Source organism: Streptomyces afghaniensis, assembly GCF_044327915.1.
GTDB lineage: Bacteria > Actinomycetota > Actinomycetes > Streptomycetales > Streptomycetaceae > Streptomyces > Streptomyces afghaniensis.
In genome coordinates, this window is record NZ_JBIRGJ010000006.1 from 264,201 (window position 1) to 279,506 (window position 15,306).

General features: G+C 70.3%; 18 protein-coding genes and 4 tRNA genes. 17 read left to right on the top strand and 5 right to left on the bottom strand.

Features of this window, described 5'->3' with window-relative positions; translation table 11 throughout:
- The first annotated feature begins 148 nt into the window (after positions 1–148).
- A tRNA-Tyr gene (locus tag ACH4G3_RS23650) sits at positions 149–230 on the top strand.
- A gap of 228 nt (positions 231–458) precedes the next feature.
- Here ACH4G3_RS23650 and ACH4G3_RS23655 read toward each other — a convergent pair.
- The gene (locus tag ACH4G3_RS23655) at positions 459–647 is read right to left on the bottom strand and encodes a hypothetical protein (protein ID WP_397626397.1); all 189 of its coding nucleotides are present in this window, start codon (positions 645–647) and stop codon (positions 459–461) included.
- A gap of 196 nt (positions 648–843) precedes the next feature.
- Here ACH4G3_RS23655 and ACH4G3_RS23660 point away from each other — a divergent pair, with 196 nt between their 5' ends.
- The gene (locus tag ACH4G3_RS23660; RefSeq protein WP_020275027.1) at positions 844–1,056 is read left to right on the top strand and encodes a hypothetical protein; all 213 of its coding nucleotides are present in this window, start codon (positions 844–846) and stop codon (positions 1,054–1,056) included.
- A gap of 18 nt (positions 1,057–1,074) precedes the next feature.
- Here the strand turns inward: ACH4G3_RS23660 and ACH4G3_RS23665 are convergent, their stop codons facing one another.
- Complete coding sequence (locus tag ACH4G3_RS23665) at positions 1,075–1,731, bottom strand: NAD(P)H-binding protein (RefSeq protein WP_397626398.1); 657 nt, start codon at positions 1,729–1,731, stop codon at positions 1,075–1,077.
- Between the two features lie 102 nt (positions 1,732–1,833).
- Complete coding sequence (locus tag ACH4G3_RS23670) at positions 1,834–3,090, bottom strand: amidohydrolase family protein (protein ID WP_397626399.1); 1,257 nt, start codon at positions 3,088–3,090, stop codon at positions 1,834–1,836.
- Positions 3,091–3,337: 247 nt separating this feature from the next.
- On the opposite strand from ACH4G3_RS23670, the gene ACH4G3_RS23675 reads away from it, so the two are divergent.
- The 9 genes from ACH4G3_RS23675 to ACH4G3_RS23715 all read left to right on the top strand — a co-directional run bounded on the left by ACH4G3_RS23675 (position 3,338) and on the right by ACH4G3_RS23715 (position 8,541).
- A tRNA-Thr gene (locus ACH4G3_RS23675) sits at positions 3,338–3,410 on the top strand.
- A gap of 47 nt (positions 3,411–3,457) precedes the next feature.
- Positions 3,458–3,530 (top strand) — tRNA-Met (locus ACH4G3_RS23680).
- A gap of 88 nt (positions 3,531–3,618) precedes the next feature.
- The gene (rpmG, locus tag ACH4G3_RS23685; protein ID WP_003948671.1) at positions 3,619–3,783 is read left to right on the top strand and encodes a 50S ribosomal protein L33; all 165 of its coding nucleotides are present in this window, start codon (positions 3,619–3,621) and stop codon (positions 3,781–3,783) included.
- Between the two features lie 100 nt (positions 3,784–3,883).
- On the top strand, positions 3,884–4,336 hold the full coding sequence (locus tag ACH4G3_RS23690; protein ID WP_010036815.1) for a MaoC family dehydratase N-terminal domain-containing protein: 453 nt from the start codon (positions 3,884–3,886) through the stop codon (positions 4,334–4,336).
- A gap of 8 nt (positions 4,337–4,344) precedes the next feature.
- Complete coding sequence (locus ACH4G3_RS23695) at positions 4,345–4,773, top strand: MaoC family dehydratase (protein WP_397626713.1); 429 nt, start codon at positions 4,345–4,347, stop codon at positions 4,771–4,773.
- A gap of 109 nt (positions 4,774–4,882) precedes the next feature.
- Positions 4,883–5,452 carry a TetR/AcrR family transcriptional regulator gene (locus tag ACH4G3_RS23700; protein WP_397626400.1) on the top strand — a complete coding sequence of 190 codons (570 nt, stop codon included), beginning with the start codon at positions 4,883–4,885 and terminating at the stop codon, positions 5,450–5,452.
- A 92-nt stretch (positions 5,453–5,544) separates the two neighbouring features.
- Positions 5,545–6,981, top strand: a complete 1,437-nt coding sequence (locus ACH4G3_RS23705) for an MFS transporter (RefSeq protein WP_397626401.1) — start codon at positions 5,545–5,547, stop codon at positions 6,979–6,981.
- 27 nt (positions 6,982–7,008) lie between these two features.
- Positions 7,009–7,389, top strand: a complete 381-nt coding sequence (locus tag ACH4G3_RS23710; protein ID WP_397626402.1) for a DUF3291 domain-containing protein — start codon at positions 7,009–7,011, stop codon at positions 7,387–7,389.
- A gap of 96 nt (positions 7,390–7,485) precedes the next feature.
- Positions 7,486–8,541: a UDP-N-acetylmuramate dehydrogenase gene (locus tag ACH4G3_RS23715; protein ID WP_397626403.1), complete on the top strand. Its 1,056-nt coding sequence runs from the start codon at positions 7,486–7,488 to the stop codon at positions 8,539–8,541.
- Between the two features lie 267 nt (positions 8,542–8,808).
- Here the strand turns inward: ACH4G3_RS23715 and ACH4G3_RS23720 are convergent, their stop codons facing one another.
- Entirely contained in the window at positions 8,809–9,840 is a 1,032-nt protein-coding gene (locus tag ACH4G3_RS23720; protein WP_397626404.1) for an adenosine deaminase, read from the bottom strand.
- A gap of 123 nt (positions 9,841–9,963) precedes the next feature.
- Positions 9,964–11,190, bottom strand: a complete 1,227-nt coding sequence (locus ACH4G3_RS23725) for a pyridoxal phosphate-dependent aminotransferase (protein ID WP_355844957.1) — start codon at positions 11,188–11,190, stop codon at positions 9,964–9,966.
- Positions 11,191–11,496: 306 nt separating this feature from the next.
- Here ACH4G3_RS23725 and ACH4G3_RS23730 point away from each other — a divergent pair.
- The 6 genes from ACH4G3_RS23730 (at position 11,497) to ACH4G3_RS23755 (ending at position 15,253) form a co-directional block, all read left to right on the top strand.
- A tRNA-Trp gene (locus ACH4G3_RS23730) sits at positions 11,497–11,569 on the top strand.
- 108 nt (positions 11,570–11,677) lie between these two features.
- Complete coding sequence (gene secE, locus ACH4G3_RS23735) at positions 11,678–11,962, top strand: preprotein translocase subunit SecE (protein WP_020274892.1); 285 nt, start codon at positions 11,678–11,680, stop codon at positions 11,960–11,962.
- 80 nt (positions 11,963–12,042) lie between these two features.
- Positions 12,043–12,867 carry a transcription termination/antitermination protein NusG gene (nusG, locus tag ACH4G3_RS23740; protein WP_243379615.1) on the top strand — a complete coding sequence of 275 codons (825 nt, stop codon included), beginning with the start codon at positions 12,043–12,045 and terminating at the stop codon, positions 12,865–12,867.
- A 163-nt stretch (positions 12,868–13,030) separates the two neighbouring features.
- Entirely contained in the window at positions 13,031–13,465 is a 435-nt protein-coding gene (gene rplK / locus ACH4G3_RS23745; RefSeq protein ID WP_010036796.1) for a 50S ribosomal protein L11, read from the top strand.
- Between the two features lie 76 nt (positions 13,466–13,541).
- The gene (rplA, locus tag ACH4G3_RS23750) at positions 13,542–14,267 is read left to right on the top strand and encodes a 50S ribosomal protein L1 (protein ID WP_010036794.1); all 726 of its coding nucleotides are present in this window, start codon (positions 13,542–13,544) and stop codon (positions 14,265–14,267) included.
- Between the two features lie 128 nt (positions 14,268–14,395).
- On the top strand, positions 14,396–15,253 hold the full coding sequence (locus tag ACH4G3_RS23755) for an SCO4651 family lipoprotein (protein WP_397626405.1): 858 nt from the start codon (positions 14,396–14,398) through the stop codon (positions 15,251–15,253).
- Positions 15,254–15,306: the final 53 nt, after the last annotated feature.

A 15,306-nucleotide genomic window follows, 5' to 3' on the forward strand; every position in this document is an offset into this window, starting at 1 on the left:
TCCCGGGCCGCATCCGGACAAGCCTAGCCACCCCCCGCCCTACGGGCGCCGATCAATCGGGTGGCGAAGCACCCCTCTGCATCAGGTATTGTTTACGTCGTTGCCACGGAGCACCGCCCCAGAAGGCGGTACGACGGGCAGCAACCCCGGCGGTGTGCCCGAGCGGCCAAAGGGAGCAGACTGTAAATCTGCCGGCTCAGCCTTCCCAGGTTCGAATCCTGGCGCCGCCACACGGGAACGAAGGGCCCCTGACTTGCGAAGAACGCAGGTCAGGGGCCCTTCGTCATGCAGTCGCCAGATCATCCGGCTGTCTCACTGTGTCTCGTGTCCGACCGTCTTCGACCGTCCCGTCCCGGGCTGTGTGGACGGGGCGAGGACGGCCGTCCACGCCGGTCAATAGTGCGTGAGGAAGATCATAAAGGCCCACTGCGTGGTCGGCGGGCCGCCGGCGGCCGGACCTAGTCGCCCCCGCCGCTGCCCTGTGAACGGGAATTCCGGCTCGCGCTACGGGCCAGTTCGCTGCCGAGCAGCGTCGCCTTGGCCACACCACGTGCCCAGCGCGGGGCGTCGCCCCGGGCCGTCCAGAAGACGCAGACGCAGCCGCCGATGACGAGCAGGACGACGACCGACAGTATGAGCACCAGCATGCTCGACCCCCGTTTCCTGTGATGGTCCGCGCCATCCTGCCAGGCGGGCCTCACCTCCAGCAGGAGGCGAAAAAGAATCGGAACAGCAAGAGGTCGGCGTCGAAGCACGGCAAGAGGCGGAGACGCGGTGGGCGACGGAGGAACCGCGAGGCGGTCCACAGGAATACGCGAGCCGCACGCGCGGCACACTGGCCCCATGTCCTCCCGTCGCAGAACCTGCCCCGAGTGCCGTCGCGAGATCGCCGTCGTCGCCGGGCGGTACGCGCGCCACGACCCGCCCGGCGCCCGGGAACACGGCGAACTCACCTCATGCCCGGGCTCCCGCCGCCAGGCCCGGCCCGGCCCGGAACAGCCCTCCCTGGACGGCTACGCGGTGCCCGACTTCCCGGGGCAACTGCCCCTGTTCTAGGGGAGCTTCCCGGCGGTGTCAGTTCCCCGCCACCGACTTCACCGCCACGGACACCGGAGCCGGCCCGCTGATCAGCTCCAGCGTGAGGCCGGCCGTCGCGGGCGTGTCCACCAGCTCCGCCAACACGGCGGCCACGTCGTCACGCGGAATCGGCCCGCGGCCCGTGTGCGCCTCCAGGCGTACGAGGCCGGTGCCGGCGTCGTCGGTGAGCTGACCGGGGCGCAGAATCGTCCAGTCCAGGGCGTCCAGCCCGCGCACGTACGCGTCCGCCTCGCCCTTGGCCCGCAGGTACACGTCGAAGATCTCGTCACCCTGGTGCCGCGGGTCGGCGCCCATGGACGACACGATCACGAAGCGCCGTACGCCCGCCTGCACCGCCGCGTCCGCGAAGAGGACCGCCGCGGCCTTGTCCACCGTGTCCTTGCGGGTCGCCCCGCTGCCCGGGCCCGCGCCGGCCGCGAACACCGCCGCGTCGGCCCCCCGCAGCCGCTCCGCGACCTCGTCCACGGACGCCGACTCCAGGTCGAGCACGACCGGTTCGGCACCGGCCTCCCGCAGATCGTCGGCCTGTTCGGCCTTGCGGATGATCCCCGCGACCTCGTCCCCGCGCGCGGCGAGCAGCCGTTCCAGCCGCAACGCGATCTGACCATGACCACCAGCGATGACAGTACGCATGCCTTCGACCGTACGCCCGGACAGCCCCGTCCGCCGCACGACTTGAGCCACACCCCGACCCCACGCCTCGACTCCACACGCCGACGCCACCCACCAAGGGCCCTACGACAACTGCCCCCGCCCCTGCCGCGGCAGCCCCAGCTCCACTGAAGCCGCCGAACTGCAGTACTCCCGCACCGCGCTGGTCCGCGCCACCACGAGCCCCCGGTGCACCACCACCCGGCTGTACGCCAGCGAGAGCACCCCCGCGAGCCCGCCCCCGCGCACCGCGAGCAACTCGGCCGGGAAACCCGCCTCCACCCGCACCTCCGGCAGCCCCAGCACCGCCCGCGCCGACCCGCTCACCGTGTCATACGCCTCCTCGGGCGACAGGCCGTAGCGCGAGGCCAGGAGGAACGCCGCCTCCAGCGGGTCCCCGCGGCCCACCGGGTTCGACACGTCCCGCAGCGCTCCGCTCCCGGCGGCCACCCGCACCCCGGCCGCGCGCAGCAGCCGTACCGGAGCCGCGCCCCGCCGGTCCACGCCACCGCAGCCGCCCTGCGGCAGGCACACCACCGTCACCCCGGCCGCCGCCAGTTGGTCGGCGGTTCGCGAGGCCACCTCGGAGGGCAGCCGGCCGAGATCGCCGCACGGGCTGAGGGTCACCCCGGAGCGCAGCCCGCCCGCCATCGCCGCGAGCCGGGCCAGCCGGGCCGGATCCCCGGCGTCCGTGTGCAGGTCGACGGGGCAGCCGTGCTCGGAGGCCACCTCCAGGACCGCCTCCACGTACCCCGTCGGATCCGGGTCGAGATCCGGCCGTCCGCCCACGACCGAGGCGCCCATCTTCACCGCGTCCCGCAGTACTGCCAGCCCGTCCGCCCCGGCCACCCCGGTCAGCACCCGGGGCATCGCCACCGTCGTCAGCTCGGCCAGCCCCCGCAGCGCCCGTCGCGCCTGCAACACGGCCGCCAGCGCGCCCAGCCCCTGGACGTCCCCCACGCGCACGTGCGCCCGCACCGCCGTCGCCCCGTGCCCGAGCTGGAGCAGCGCGGCCTCGGTCGCCCGCCGCTGTACGTCCTGGGGCTCGTAGGAGACCGGGCCTCCGGCGTCGGCCGACAGCGCAGTGTCGGCATGAGCGTGCGGCTCGGCCGGGGCCGGCAGCAGCAGATAACCGCCGAGGTCCACTCGCGCCCCGCACGCGCGCGTGCCGCCCGCCGCCAGGCTGCCGGCCGTGCCGACCGCCTCGATCCGGCCGCCGCCCAGCCGGACGTCCACGGTCCGGCCGTCGGTGAGCCGCGCCCCGCACAGCAGCAGCGACGAGGGGTCGGCCGGACCGGGCGAGGGCGGCGGCGGGGGTAGCTGCGGCTGGCTGTCGGGCATCGCGCTCCTGGGGCTCGGCTGCGCACGCGAGGACGCATGATCACTCAGAGTGAGTCGAGCCTAGGACGGCCTCCTGCCTGTCGCGGGGAGGAGCGCAATAGTCGTACCGGCGTGGTCCGTCGCACGGAACGAGATCGGAACGACAGGCACGCACGAGGCTGCTGTGAGGACGGTCGCGCGGCCCGGGCGGGTACCCCGAAACGGATTTGGGCGAACGGCCGCGGAGCGTGTAATGTCTTCATCGCTCGCCCCAATAGCTCAGTCGGCAGAGCGTCTCCATGGTAAGGAGAAGGTCAACGGTTCGATTCCGTTTTGGGGCTCTGGTGTGACTGGTTCCCGTCGCGAGGCGGGGCCCGGACCACATCAAAGCGGTGTAGCTCAGTCGGTAGAGCAAGCGGCTCATAATCGCTGTGTCACCGGTTCAAGTCCGGTCACCGCTACTGACAGTAGCCGATTGCGGGGTCGGTCCTTCGATCGGCTACTCTTCTTGCGTTAAACAGTCCATCCGTTCGTCTTAGGAGCACTCACGTGGCTGCCACCGACGTCCGCCCGAAGATCACGCTGGCCTGCGTGGAGTGCAAGGAGCGGAACTACATCACCAAGAAGAACCGGCGTAACAACCCGGACCGTCTTGAGATGAAGAAGCACTGCCCGCGTTGCAACGCGCACACCGCGCACCGCGAAACGCGATAAATCAGGCTCGTACGCGAGGCCGTTCCCGAGTGATCGGGGGCGGCCTCGCGTCGTTGAATGACCCGTACCGTTCAGCAGCGCAACCAGGAGGTGCCGGGCCATGGCGCTCGACCAGTCCTTCGTGGGGCGGACGTACCCGCCCACCGAGCCCTACGAGGTGGGCCGGGAGAAGATCCGTGAGTTCGCCGAGGCGGTCGGGGACGCCAACCCGGCGTACACGGACGCGGAGGCCGCCAAGGCGCTCGGCCACCCCGATGTGATCGCGCCGCCGACCTTCGTCTTCTCGATCACCTTCAAGGCCGCCGGGCAGGTCGTCCAGGACCCCCAGCTCGGTCTGGACTACAGCCGGGTGGTGCACGGCGACCAGAAGTTCGCCTACCGCCGTCCGGTCCGCGCCGGCGACCGGCTCACGGTCACCTCCACCATCGAGGCGATCAAGTCCCTCGCGGGCAACGACATCCTGGACATCCGCGGCGAGGTCCACGACGAGGCCGGCGAGCACGTCGTGACCGCCTGGACCAAGCTCGTGGCCCGCGCGGCCGAGGAGGCGTGAGCGATCGCATGACGGCGAAGATCTCCTACTCCGACGTCGAGGTCGGCACCGAACTGCCCGCCCAGACCTTCCCGGTGACCCGCGCGACCCTCGTCCAGTACGCGGGCGCCTCCGGCGACTTCAACCCGATCCACTGGAACGAGAAGTTCGCCAAAGAGGTCGGCCTGCCGGACGTCATCGCGCACGGCATGTTCACCATGGCCGAGGCGATCCGCGTGGTCACCGACTGGGCCGGTGACCCGGGTGCGGTCGTCGAGTACGGCGTCCGCTTCACCAAGCCCGTCGTCGTCCCGAACGACGACCGGGGCGCAGTGATCGAGGTCGGCGGCAAGGTCGCGGCCAAGCTCGACGACAACACCGTCCGCGTGGACCTCACGGCGACGAGCGCAGGGCAGAAGGTGCTCGGCATGTCGCGTGCGGTCGTGCGGCTGGCCTGAGACGGCGGACTGACGGGTAAGGGGCGCTCTCCATTGCGAGGCGCCCCTTACGCGTACGGGTCGTCGTGACCGCTTGACGAAGTTAGTGATTGAGTACTAACTTACTCGCATGGCCAGGATGAGCGCGGAGGAGAGGCGCGAGAGCGTCATCCGTGCGGCGACGATCGAGTTCGCCCGCGGCGGTTACCACGGCACGTCGACCGAGGCGATCGCCCGGCGGGTCGGCGTCTCGCAGCCGTATCTCTTCAGGCTCTTCCCCGGCAAGAAGGCGATCTTCCTGGCGGCGGCCGAGCGGTGCGTGGAGGACACGATCCGCACATTCGCGGATGCCTCGGAGGGGCTTGAGGGCGAAGAGGCCCTGCACGCCATGGGGAACGCGTACACCAAGGTCATCGCGGAGCGGCCCGAGCGGCTCATGATGCAGATGCAGATGTACGTCGCAGTGACGGCCGCCGAGGAAGAGGGCGACCACGAGTTCGGCGAGTCGGTGCGCGCCGGCTGGATGCGGCTGTGGGACACGGTTCACGTGCCGCTGGGCTCCGACGTCAACGAGACGACGACCTTCATGGCCTACGGGATGCTCGTCAACTGCCTGGCGGCCATGGGCTTCCCTCCCGAGCACCGTGTCTGGGAGGGGCTGTACCCGTCGGCGCGGCTCAAGGGCCGGCTGGAGATCTGACAGGGAAGGCGAGAGTGCTGCGCTTTTTCATGATCTCGAAAGTTAGTGATCAATAACTAACCGATCAAGCGAATCACCTCTCTGGGGGAGAGATGTCACAGCAGACCGCACGCCGCGGGGGAGCCGCCTGGGCCCTCGTCATCACCAGCGTCGCCGGATTCATGGCGGCTCTCGACAATCTCGTCGTCACCACCGCCCTGCCCTCCATCCGTGAGGACCTCGGCGGGGGCCTGCACGATCTGGAATGGACCGTGAGCGCCTACACGCTCACCTTCGCCGTCCTGCTGATGTTCGGCGCGGCCCTCGGCGACCGGTTCGGCCGCCGCCGGCTCTTCATCGCCGGGCTCGCCGTCTTCACCGGCGCCTCCGCCGCGGCGGCCCTGGCGCCCGGCATCGACTCCCTCATCGCCGCCCGGGCGATACAGGGCGCGGGTGCGGCGGTGATGATGCCGCTGACGCTCACCCTGCTCACCGCGGCCGTGCCCGCCGCCAAGCGGGGCATGGCCTACGGCATCTGGGGAGCCGTCAACGGACTCGCCGTCGCCTCGGGGCCGCTGGTCGGCGGCACCCTCACCGAACACATCTCCTGGCAGTGGATCTTCTGGCTGAACGTCCCGCTCGGTCTGGCGCTGCTGCCCCTCGCCCGCCTCCGCCTCACCGAGTCCCACGGCACCGGAGCCCGGCTCGACATCCCCGGCACCCTGCTCGCCAGCGGCGGCCTCTTCGGCATCGTCTACGGCCTGGTCCGGGGCCCCGTCGACGGCTGGACCGGCTCGATGGTCCTGACGGGCCTGTTCGCGGGCTCCGCGCTCCTCGCCGGCTTCGTCCTCTACAGCACGCGCGCCGCCAACCCCATGCTCCCGATGCGGCTCTTCCGCTCCCGGGCCTTCTCCGGCATCAACGCGGCGAGCCTGCTGATGTTCCTCGGCATGTTCGGCTCGATCTTCCTGCTCAGCCAGTACATGCAGGGCGTCCTCGGCTACTCGCCCACCGAGGCGGGCCTCAGGATGCTGCCCTGGACCGGCATGCCGATGCTGGTCGCCCCGATCGCCGGCATCCTCGCCGACCGTATCGGCGGCCGCCCGGTCGTCGCCGCAGGCCTGTTCCTCCAGGCCCTGGGCCTCGGCTACATGTCGGTCGTGGCCACGGCCGACGCCTCCTACGCCGCCCAGCTGCCCGCCCTGATCGTCAGCGGCATCGGCATGGCCCTGTTCTTCGCCCCCGCCTCCCACCTGGTGATGTCCAGCGTCCGGCCCTCGGAGCAGGGCATCGCCTCCGGTGCCAACAACGCCCTGCGCGAGGTGGGCGGAGCGCTCGGCATCGCCGTCATGGCGTCGATCTTCTCAGCGCAGGGCGGCTACGAGACCGGCCAGACCTTCGTCGACGGCATGCGCCCCGCGCTGGTGACGGGCTCCGCGGTGGTCGCCCTCGCGGGCGTCGCGGCCCTGCTGATCCCGACCCGGCGACGCGCCGAACGGCAGACCGCCCCGGCCGAACCGGCCCCCGTGCTGGAAACCGCCTCCCACTGACCGCGACGACCCGAAGGAGAAACGGTCATGCCGACCCTTCCCTGGACCGTCCCCAACACTCCGCCCCGCGACACCGAGGTGCACGTCTTCGCCTCCCGCTTCGAGACGCGCACCCTGTGGGGAGCCCTGAAGTTCCTCGCCGGGACACCCGCCGTCTGGCGCCAGGTGCGCCGCAGCCCCGGCGTCTACGGGGCGACCCTGAAGGCGAAGCCCCTCAAGCGGACCTTCTGGACGCTGTCCGCCTGGGAGTCGAAGGCCGCGCTCCAGGACTTCGTCCGCGCGGGCGCCCACGGACCCGCTGCCCGGGGCCTCGCCCCGCAGATGAGGGACGCGAGCTTCACCACCTGGCAGGCGAGCAGCGACGACCTCCCGCTCTCCTGGCAGGAGGCGTTCCGCCGCCTGCCCTGAACCGACACCACGCGCGCGTGCGGCCCTCGTCTCCCGGACGGGGGCCGCACCCACGCGTGCCGGAGGCTGTCGGTGCCGTCTCGTACTCTTGAGCCCGTGCAGGAACTCCACGACGCCCCCCTCGCCCCGCTGACCACCTTCCGGCTGGGCGGCCCCGCGACCCGGCTGGTCACCGCGACGACGGACGACGAGGTGATCGCCGTCGTACGCGAAGCCGACGAGACGGGCACCCCGCTGCTGCTCATCGGCGGCGGCTCGAACCTGGTCATCGGCGACAAGGGCTTCGAGGGCACCGCCCTCGTCATCGCCACCAAGGGCTACTCCCTCGACGGCACGAGGCTGGAGCTGGCCGCCGGCGAGGTGTGGACCGACGCCGTCGCCCGCACGGTGGAGGCGGGCCTGGCCGGCATCGAGTGCCTGGCCGGCATCCCCGGCTCGGCGGGCGCGACCCCCATCCAGAACGTCGGGGCGTACGGCCAGGAGGTTTCCTCGACGATCACGGAGGTCGTCGCCTACGACCGCCGCACCGGCGAGACGGTCACCCTGGCCAACGAGGACTGCGCCTTCTCCTACCGCCACAGCCGTTTCAAGTCCGACCCGGAGCGATATGTGGTCCTGCGCGTCCGCTTCTCCCTGGAGGACGCAGACGGCCTCTCCGCCCCCCTCCGGTACGCCGAGACGGCCCGCGCCCTCGGTGTCGAAGCCGGCGACCGCGTCCCGCTCGCCTCGGCCCGCGACACGGTCCTCAAGCTGCGCGCCGGCAAGGGCATGGTCCTGGACCCCGAGGACCACGACACCTGGTCGGCCGGGTCCTTCTTCACCAATCCGATCCTCACGGACGCCGACTTCGCGACGTTCCGCGCGCGCGTGCGTGAGCGGCTCGGCGAGGGGGTGGAGCCGCCCGCGTATCCCGCGGGGGAGGGCCGCACCAAGACCTCCGCGGCCTGGCTGATCGACAAGGCGGGCTTCACGAAGGGGTACGGCGACGGGCCGGCCCGTATCTCGACGAAGCACACGCTGGCCCTCACCAACCGGGGCACGGCGACCACCGAGGACCTGCTCGCCCTGGCCCGCGAGGTCGTGGCCGGGGTGCGGGAGGCCTTCGGGATCACGCTGGTGAACGAGCCGGTGACGGTGGGAGTGAGCCTGTAGGCACCCGGCGTCGGTGCCGGGGCCGGCTGGGTGCGCAACCCGGCGGAGCGGGGTGCCGCTGCGCCCACCCGTGCCGCCCTTAGCGGCACGCATGCCCGCAGCTAAGCGGACCTGCACCCGCCGGACGGCGCAAGGGGCCGTGTCGGGGGGTGTCCGCCCGCAGCGGTTGGCGCGTCAACGCCGGTTAGTTGGTGTGTGACCCCATCGCGCCGTTCCGAGGACGGACACCCCCCGGCGCGGCCCCGACCCACCACCGGCGAGCAGGCGCTACGACAGCAACCAGTCGTCCACCCCGGCCAGCAGCTTCGCCTTCACATCCTCCGGCGCCGCCGACCCCCGTACCGACTGCCGCGCCACCTCCGCCAGTTCCTCGTCCGTGAATCCGTGATGCCGCCGCGCGATCTCGTACTGCGCCGCCAGCCGGGAGCCGAACAGCAGGGGATCGTCCGCGCCCAGCGCCATCGGGACGCCCGCCTCGAACAACGTCCGCAGCGGCACGTCCTCCGGCTTCTCGTACACCCCCAGCGCCACGTTCGACGCCGGGCACACCTCACACGTCACCCCCCGCTCGGCCAGCTGCCGCAGCAGCCACGGATTCTCCGCCGCCCGCACCCCGTGCCCCACCCGGTTCGCCCCCAGGTCGTCCAGACAGTCCCGCACCGACGACGCCCCCGCCAGCTCACCCCCGTGCGGCGCCGACAGCAGCCCGGCCTCCCGGGCGATCGCGAACGCCCGGTCGAAGTCCCGTGCCATGCCCCGCCGCTCGTCGTTCGACAGCCCGAACCCGACGACGCCCCGGTCCGCGTACCGCACGGCCAGCCGCGCCAGGGTGCGCGCGTCCAGCGGATGCTTCATCCGGTTCGCCGCGACCAGCACCCGCATCCCGAGCCCGGTCTCCCGCGACGTCGTCTCCACCGCCTCCAGGATGATCTCCAGCGCCGGGATCAGCCCGCCCAGCCGCGGCGCGTACGACGTCGGATCGACCTGGATCTCCAGCCACCCCGACCCGTCCCGCAGATCCTCCTCCGCGGCCTCCCGCACCAGCCGCTGGATGTCCTCCGGCTCCCGCAGACACGAGCGCGCCGCGTCGTACAGCCGCTGGAAGCGGAACCAGCCTCGCTCGTCCGTCGCCCGCAGTCTCGGCGGCTCCCCGCCGGCCAGCGCATCGGTCAGCGCGTCAGGAAGACGCACCCCGTGCTTGTCGGCCAGTTCCAGCACGGTCGAGGGCCGCATCGACCCGGTGAAGTGCAGGTGCAGATGGGCTTTCGGCAGCTCAGAGACATCACGTACACGCTCCATTCCAGGATCCTGCCGTACGCCCCAGCCGTCCCGGAAGCCGTTTCCCCTTTCGTGGTCTTGCTCGCACAAACAAATGGGGCACATACCGAATCCGGTATGTGCCCCAGGCCGACGAAGCGGACGTCAGTCCCGCGCCTCCGCCAGCAGCTTCTGCATCCGGCTCACGCCCTCGACGAGATCCTCGTCACCCAGCGCGTACGACAGCCGCAGATACCCGGGCGTACCGAACGCCTCACCCGGCACCACCGCGACCTCGGCCTCCTCCAGGATCAGCGCGGCCAGCTCGACCGTGTCCTTGGGCCGCCGGCCCCGGATCTCCTTGCCGACCAGCGCCTTCACCGACGGGTAGGCGTAGAACGCGCCCTCCGGCTCCGGGCACACCACGCCGTCGATCTCGTTCAGCATCCGCACGATGGTCTTGCGGCGCCGGTCGAAGGCCTCCCGCATCTTCTCGACCGCGACCAGGTCACCGGAGACGGCGGCCAGCGCGGCGGCCTGGGCGACGTTGGACACGTTCGACGTGGCGTGCGACTGGAGGTTCGTCGCGGCCTTGACCACGTCCTTCGGGCCGATGATCCACCCGACCCGCCAGCCGGTCATCGCGTACGTCTTCGCGACACCGTTCACCACGATGCACTTGTCGCGCAGCTCGGGCAGCACCGCCGGCAGCGACACGGCGGAGGCGTCGCCGTAGACCAGGTGCTCGTAGATCTCGTCGGTCATCACCCACAGACCGTGCTCGACGGCCCAGCGGCCGATCGCCTCGGTCTCCTGCTCGGTGTAGACCGCGCCGGTCGGGTTCGACGGCGAGACGAACAGGACGACCTTCGTCTTCTCCGTACGGGCCGCCTCCAGCTGCTCGACGGTCACCCGGTAGCCGGTGGTCTCGTCGGCGACGACCTCCACCGGGACACCCCCGGCCAGCCGGATCGACTCCGGGTACGTCGTCCAGTAGGGCGCGGGGACGATGACCTCGTCGCCCGGGTCGAGGATCGCGGCGAAGGCCTCGTAGATGGCCTGCTTGCCGCCGTTGGTGACGAGGATCTGCGACGCGTCGACCTCGAGGCCGGAGTCGCGCAGCGTCTTCGCGGCGATCGCGGCCTTCAGCTCGGGCAGACCGCCGGCGGGCGTGTAGCGATGGAACTTCGGGTTCTTGCAGGCCTCGATCGCGGCCTCGACGATGTAGTCCGGAGTCGGGAAGTCGGGTTCACCGGCGCCGAAGCCGATCACCGGCCGCCCGGCGGCCTTGAGGGCCTTGGCCTTGGCGTCCACGGCGAGGGTGGCGGACTCGGAGATCGCGCCGACTCGGGCGGAGACCCGGCGCTCGGTGGGAGGGGTTGCAGCGCTCATGCGCCCCATCGTTTCAGACTGGAAACGTGCGCGGCACGGGGGTTTCACAGACTGAACAACGCCGGGCAAACCCCTGAACAACAGTCCGGATCGACCGCACGGCCTGGGCGATCTTCAGTCGGAGTCCGGCCGTCCGCACCCCGTTCCGCAGGCGATCTTCCGCCAACGAGGCCCCGCCGGAGCCCTTTCTGTTCGACGACCGGCCGCAGACCACGTACACTCTCACCTCGTTGGCCTCTCGCAGGCCGCGCCCGTTCGGTGCACACCAAGCATCCGGACGGATGCGGTACGTTGGGGGACACACAAAGGGTCGTAGCTCAATTGGTAGAGCACTGGTCTCCAAAACCAGCGGTTGGGGGTTCAAGTCCCTCCGGCCCTGCTACACACTCCTTCGCCAGGATGTGTGCGCATGTACGTACAGCAATGCACCGCCGTGCGGCTCAGACCGGGCGCGGCACGGCCACGACCCGGAATCAGGTGAGGACGAGTGACGGACGCCGTGGGCTCCATCGACATGCCTGATGCCCAGGACGAGGCGCCGGAGTCCAAGAAGGCCCGCAAGGGCGGCAAGCGCGGCAAGAAGGGCCCGCTCAAGCGGCTTGCCCTCTTCTACCGCCAGATCGTCGCGGAGCTGCGGAAGGTCGTCTGGCCGACCCGCAACCAGCTGACGACATACACGACCGTGGTGATCATCTTCGTGGTCGTCATGATCGGCCTCGTCACCGTGATTGACTATGGACTCAGCAACGCCGCCAAGTACGTGTTCGGCTGAGCCGCCCGCGAAGAGCGCCGAGGTACCCGGCGCTCCTTTCGCATGTTCCACCCCTATGTATCCAGGAAGAAGCAGCCACCGTGTCTGACCCGAACGTGAACGACGCCATCGAGCCTGTCGAGTCCGTCGAGGACGAGCTCGACACCGTCGAGGGCGCGGACAGCGAGGACACCGAGACCTCCGCCGAGGTCGAGGCTGCCGACGCCGTCGCGGACGACGCCGCCGAGGCGGAGACCGAGGACGCCGAAGAGGCCGCGGAAGAACTCGAGGAAGAGCCCGAGGACGACCGCGACCCGATCGAGAAGCTCCGCGAGGAACTGCGGGTCCTGCCCGGCGAGTGGTACGTCATCCACACCTACGCCGGCTACGAGAACCGCGTGAAGACCAACCTGGAGCAGCGCGCCGTCTCGCTGAACGTCGAGGACTACATCTTCCAGGCCGAGGTGCCGCAGGAAGAGGTCGTCCAGATCAAGAACGGCGACCGCAAGACGATCAAGCAGAACAAGCTCCCGGGCTACGTCCTGGTCCGTATGGACCTGACGAACGAGTCCTGGGGCGTCGTCCGCAACACCCCGGGTGTCACCGGCTTCGTGGGCAACGCCTACGACCCGTACCCGCTGACGCTGGACGAGATCGTCAAGATGCTCGCCCCCGAGGCCGAGGAGAAGGCCGCCCGCGAGGCGGCCGAGGCCGAGGGCAAGCCGGCTCCGCAGCGCAAGGTCGAGGTCCAGGTGCTGGACTTCGAGGTCGGCGACTCGGTCACCGTCACCGACGGCCCGTTCGCCACGCTCCAGGCGACCATCAACGAGATCAACCCGGACTCGAAGAAGGTCAAGGGCCTCGTGGAGATCTTCGGCCGCGAGACGCCGGTCGAGCTCTCCTTCGACCAGATCCAGAAGAACTAGCACCACCCCGGCTTCCGAGCAGGTCAGACGGGCTCCTGGAGTCCGCCTGACCTGCTCGGTTTTTGGCCGCGCATAGATACCCGTTATCGTTGTGCGGTATGCCTCCATCCGGCTGATCCGGATCGGAGGCTGGAAAACTCTCACTAGGACCCGGAGAGAGCACATGCCTCCCAAGAAGAAGAAGGTCACGGGGCTCATCAAGCTCCAGATCCAGGCCGGTGCCGCCAACCCGGCCCCGCCTGTCGGCCCCGCGCTGGGCCAGCACGGCGTCAACATCATGGAGTTCTGCAAGGCCTACAACGCCGCGACCGAGTCGCAGCGTGGCTGGGTCGTGCCGGTGGAGATCACGGTCTACGAGGACCGTTCCTTCACCTTCATCACCAAGACCCCGCCGGCCGCGAAGATGATCCTCAAGGCCGCGGGCGTGGCGAAGGGCTCGAGCGAGCCGCACAAGACCAAGGTCGCGAAGATCACGCGTGACCAGGTCCGCGAGATCGCCACCACCAAGATGCCCGACCTCAACGTCAACGACCTGGACGCCGCCGAGAAGATCATCGCCGGCACCGCCCGTTCCATGGGCGTCACGGTCGAGGGCTGAGCCCCAACCCCATCAGCAGAAGTGGCAGGGCCTGCTCGGCCCGGACCACGACTCCTAAGAATCCACAGGAGCAGTAGTGAGCAAGCGCAGCAAGTCCCTTCGCGCTGCGGACGCCAAGATCGACCGGGAGAAGCTCTACGCCCCGCTCGAGGCCGTCCGTCTCGCCAAGGAGACCTCCACGACCAAGTTCGACGGCACCGTCGAGGTCGCCTTCCGTCTGGGTGTCGACCCGCGCAAGGCCGACCAGATGGTCCGTGGCACCGTGAACCTCCCGCACGGCACCGGTAAGACCGCCCGGGTCCTGGTCTTCGCGACCGGCGACCGTGCCGAGGCCGCGCGTGCCGCGGGCGCCGACATCGTCGGCGCCGACGAGCTGATCGACGAGGTGTCGAAGGGCCGTCTGGACTTCGACGCCGTCGTCGCCACCCCGGACCTCATGGGCAAGGTCGGCCGCCTCGGCCGTGTGCTCGGTCCGCGTGGTCTGATGCCGAACCCGAAGACGGGCACCGTGACCCCGGACGTGGCCAAGGCCGTGACCGAGATCAAGGGCGGCAAGATCGAGTTCCGTGTGGACAAGCACGCGAACCTGCACTTCATCATCGGCAAGTCGTCCTTCGACGACACCAAGCTGGTGGAGAACTACGGTGCGGCGCTGGAGGAGATCCTCCGTCTGAAGCCGTCCGCCGCCAAGGGCCGGTACATCAAGAAGGCCGCCATCACCACCACGATGGGCCCCGGCATCCCGGTCGACCCGAACCGCACCCGCAACCTCCTCGTTGAGGAGGACCCGGCCGCGGTCTGAGCCTGACGGCTCACGCAACCGGTCACGGGCCCCGCACCTCTCACAGGTGCGGGGCCCGTTCCCTTTTCCGGTACGTACGCCGGTGGCCTGGGTTAACGTGCGGGAACCGGATGCGAACGGGGGGACGTATGCAGGGCAGGACCGTGCGCGGCGTGGGCCTGGTGATCGCGGTGGCGAGCGCGCTGACGGGCGTGGCCGCCTGTACCTCCCCCGACTCCTCCGACGGCCTCGGCAAGGACGACCGCGCCGCGCACGGCCGGTCCGTCGCGGCCCTGCGCTCCGCCGAGCGCGCCACCGAGCGGGCCGGATCGGCCCGGGTCGAGTCCACGACGACCATGGGCTCGCTGATGTCCATGACCGCCGACGGCACCCTCGGCTGGGGCGACGGCATCACCGGCACCCTGAGCATCACGTACACCGGGGGCACCCTGGCCGACACGATGCGCAGGCTCGGCAGCACCTCCATGGAGGCCCGCTACCTGCCCGACGCCTACTACGCGCGCATGGGCGAGAAGTTCGCCGAGCAGACCGGCGGCAAACACTGGATCCGGTACGCCTACGAGGACCTGGAAGCCCTCGCCGGCGGCTCCGGCGCCCGCCTGGGCGACCAGATGCGCACCACCACGCCGAACCAGTCGGTGAAGCTCCTGCTGGCATCCGGGGACGTCCGGAAGGCCGGCGAGGAGTCCGTGCGCGGCCGGCGCGCCACGCACTACTCCGGCACCGTGGCCGCCGCGGACGTCACCGACGCCGCCCTGAAGAAGCAGCTCACGGAGGCCGGTGTCACCACCGAGACCGTGGACATCTGGATCGACGAGCGGAACCTGCTGGTCAAGAAGGTGGAGAAGGCGCGGATGAGCACGGGCCTGATGACCCAGACCGCGCACTACGGCGACTACGGCGTGCCGGTCCGGGCTGAGCGGCCGCCGCTGTCCGACACCGGGGACTTCGAGGACCTGATGCGGAAGAAGGCCGGTACGCCCTGAGCTCCCCGTGAATCCGCATAGATCACTTGTGCCCCTCTGGGATAGGCTCACGG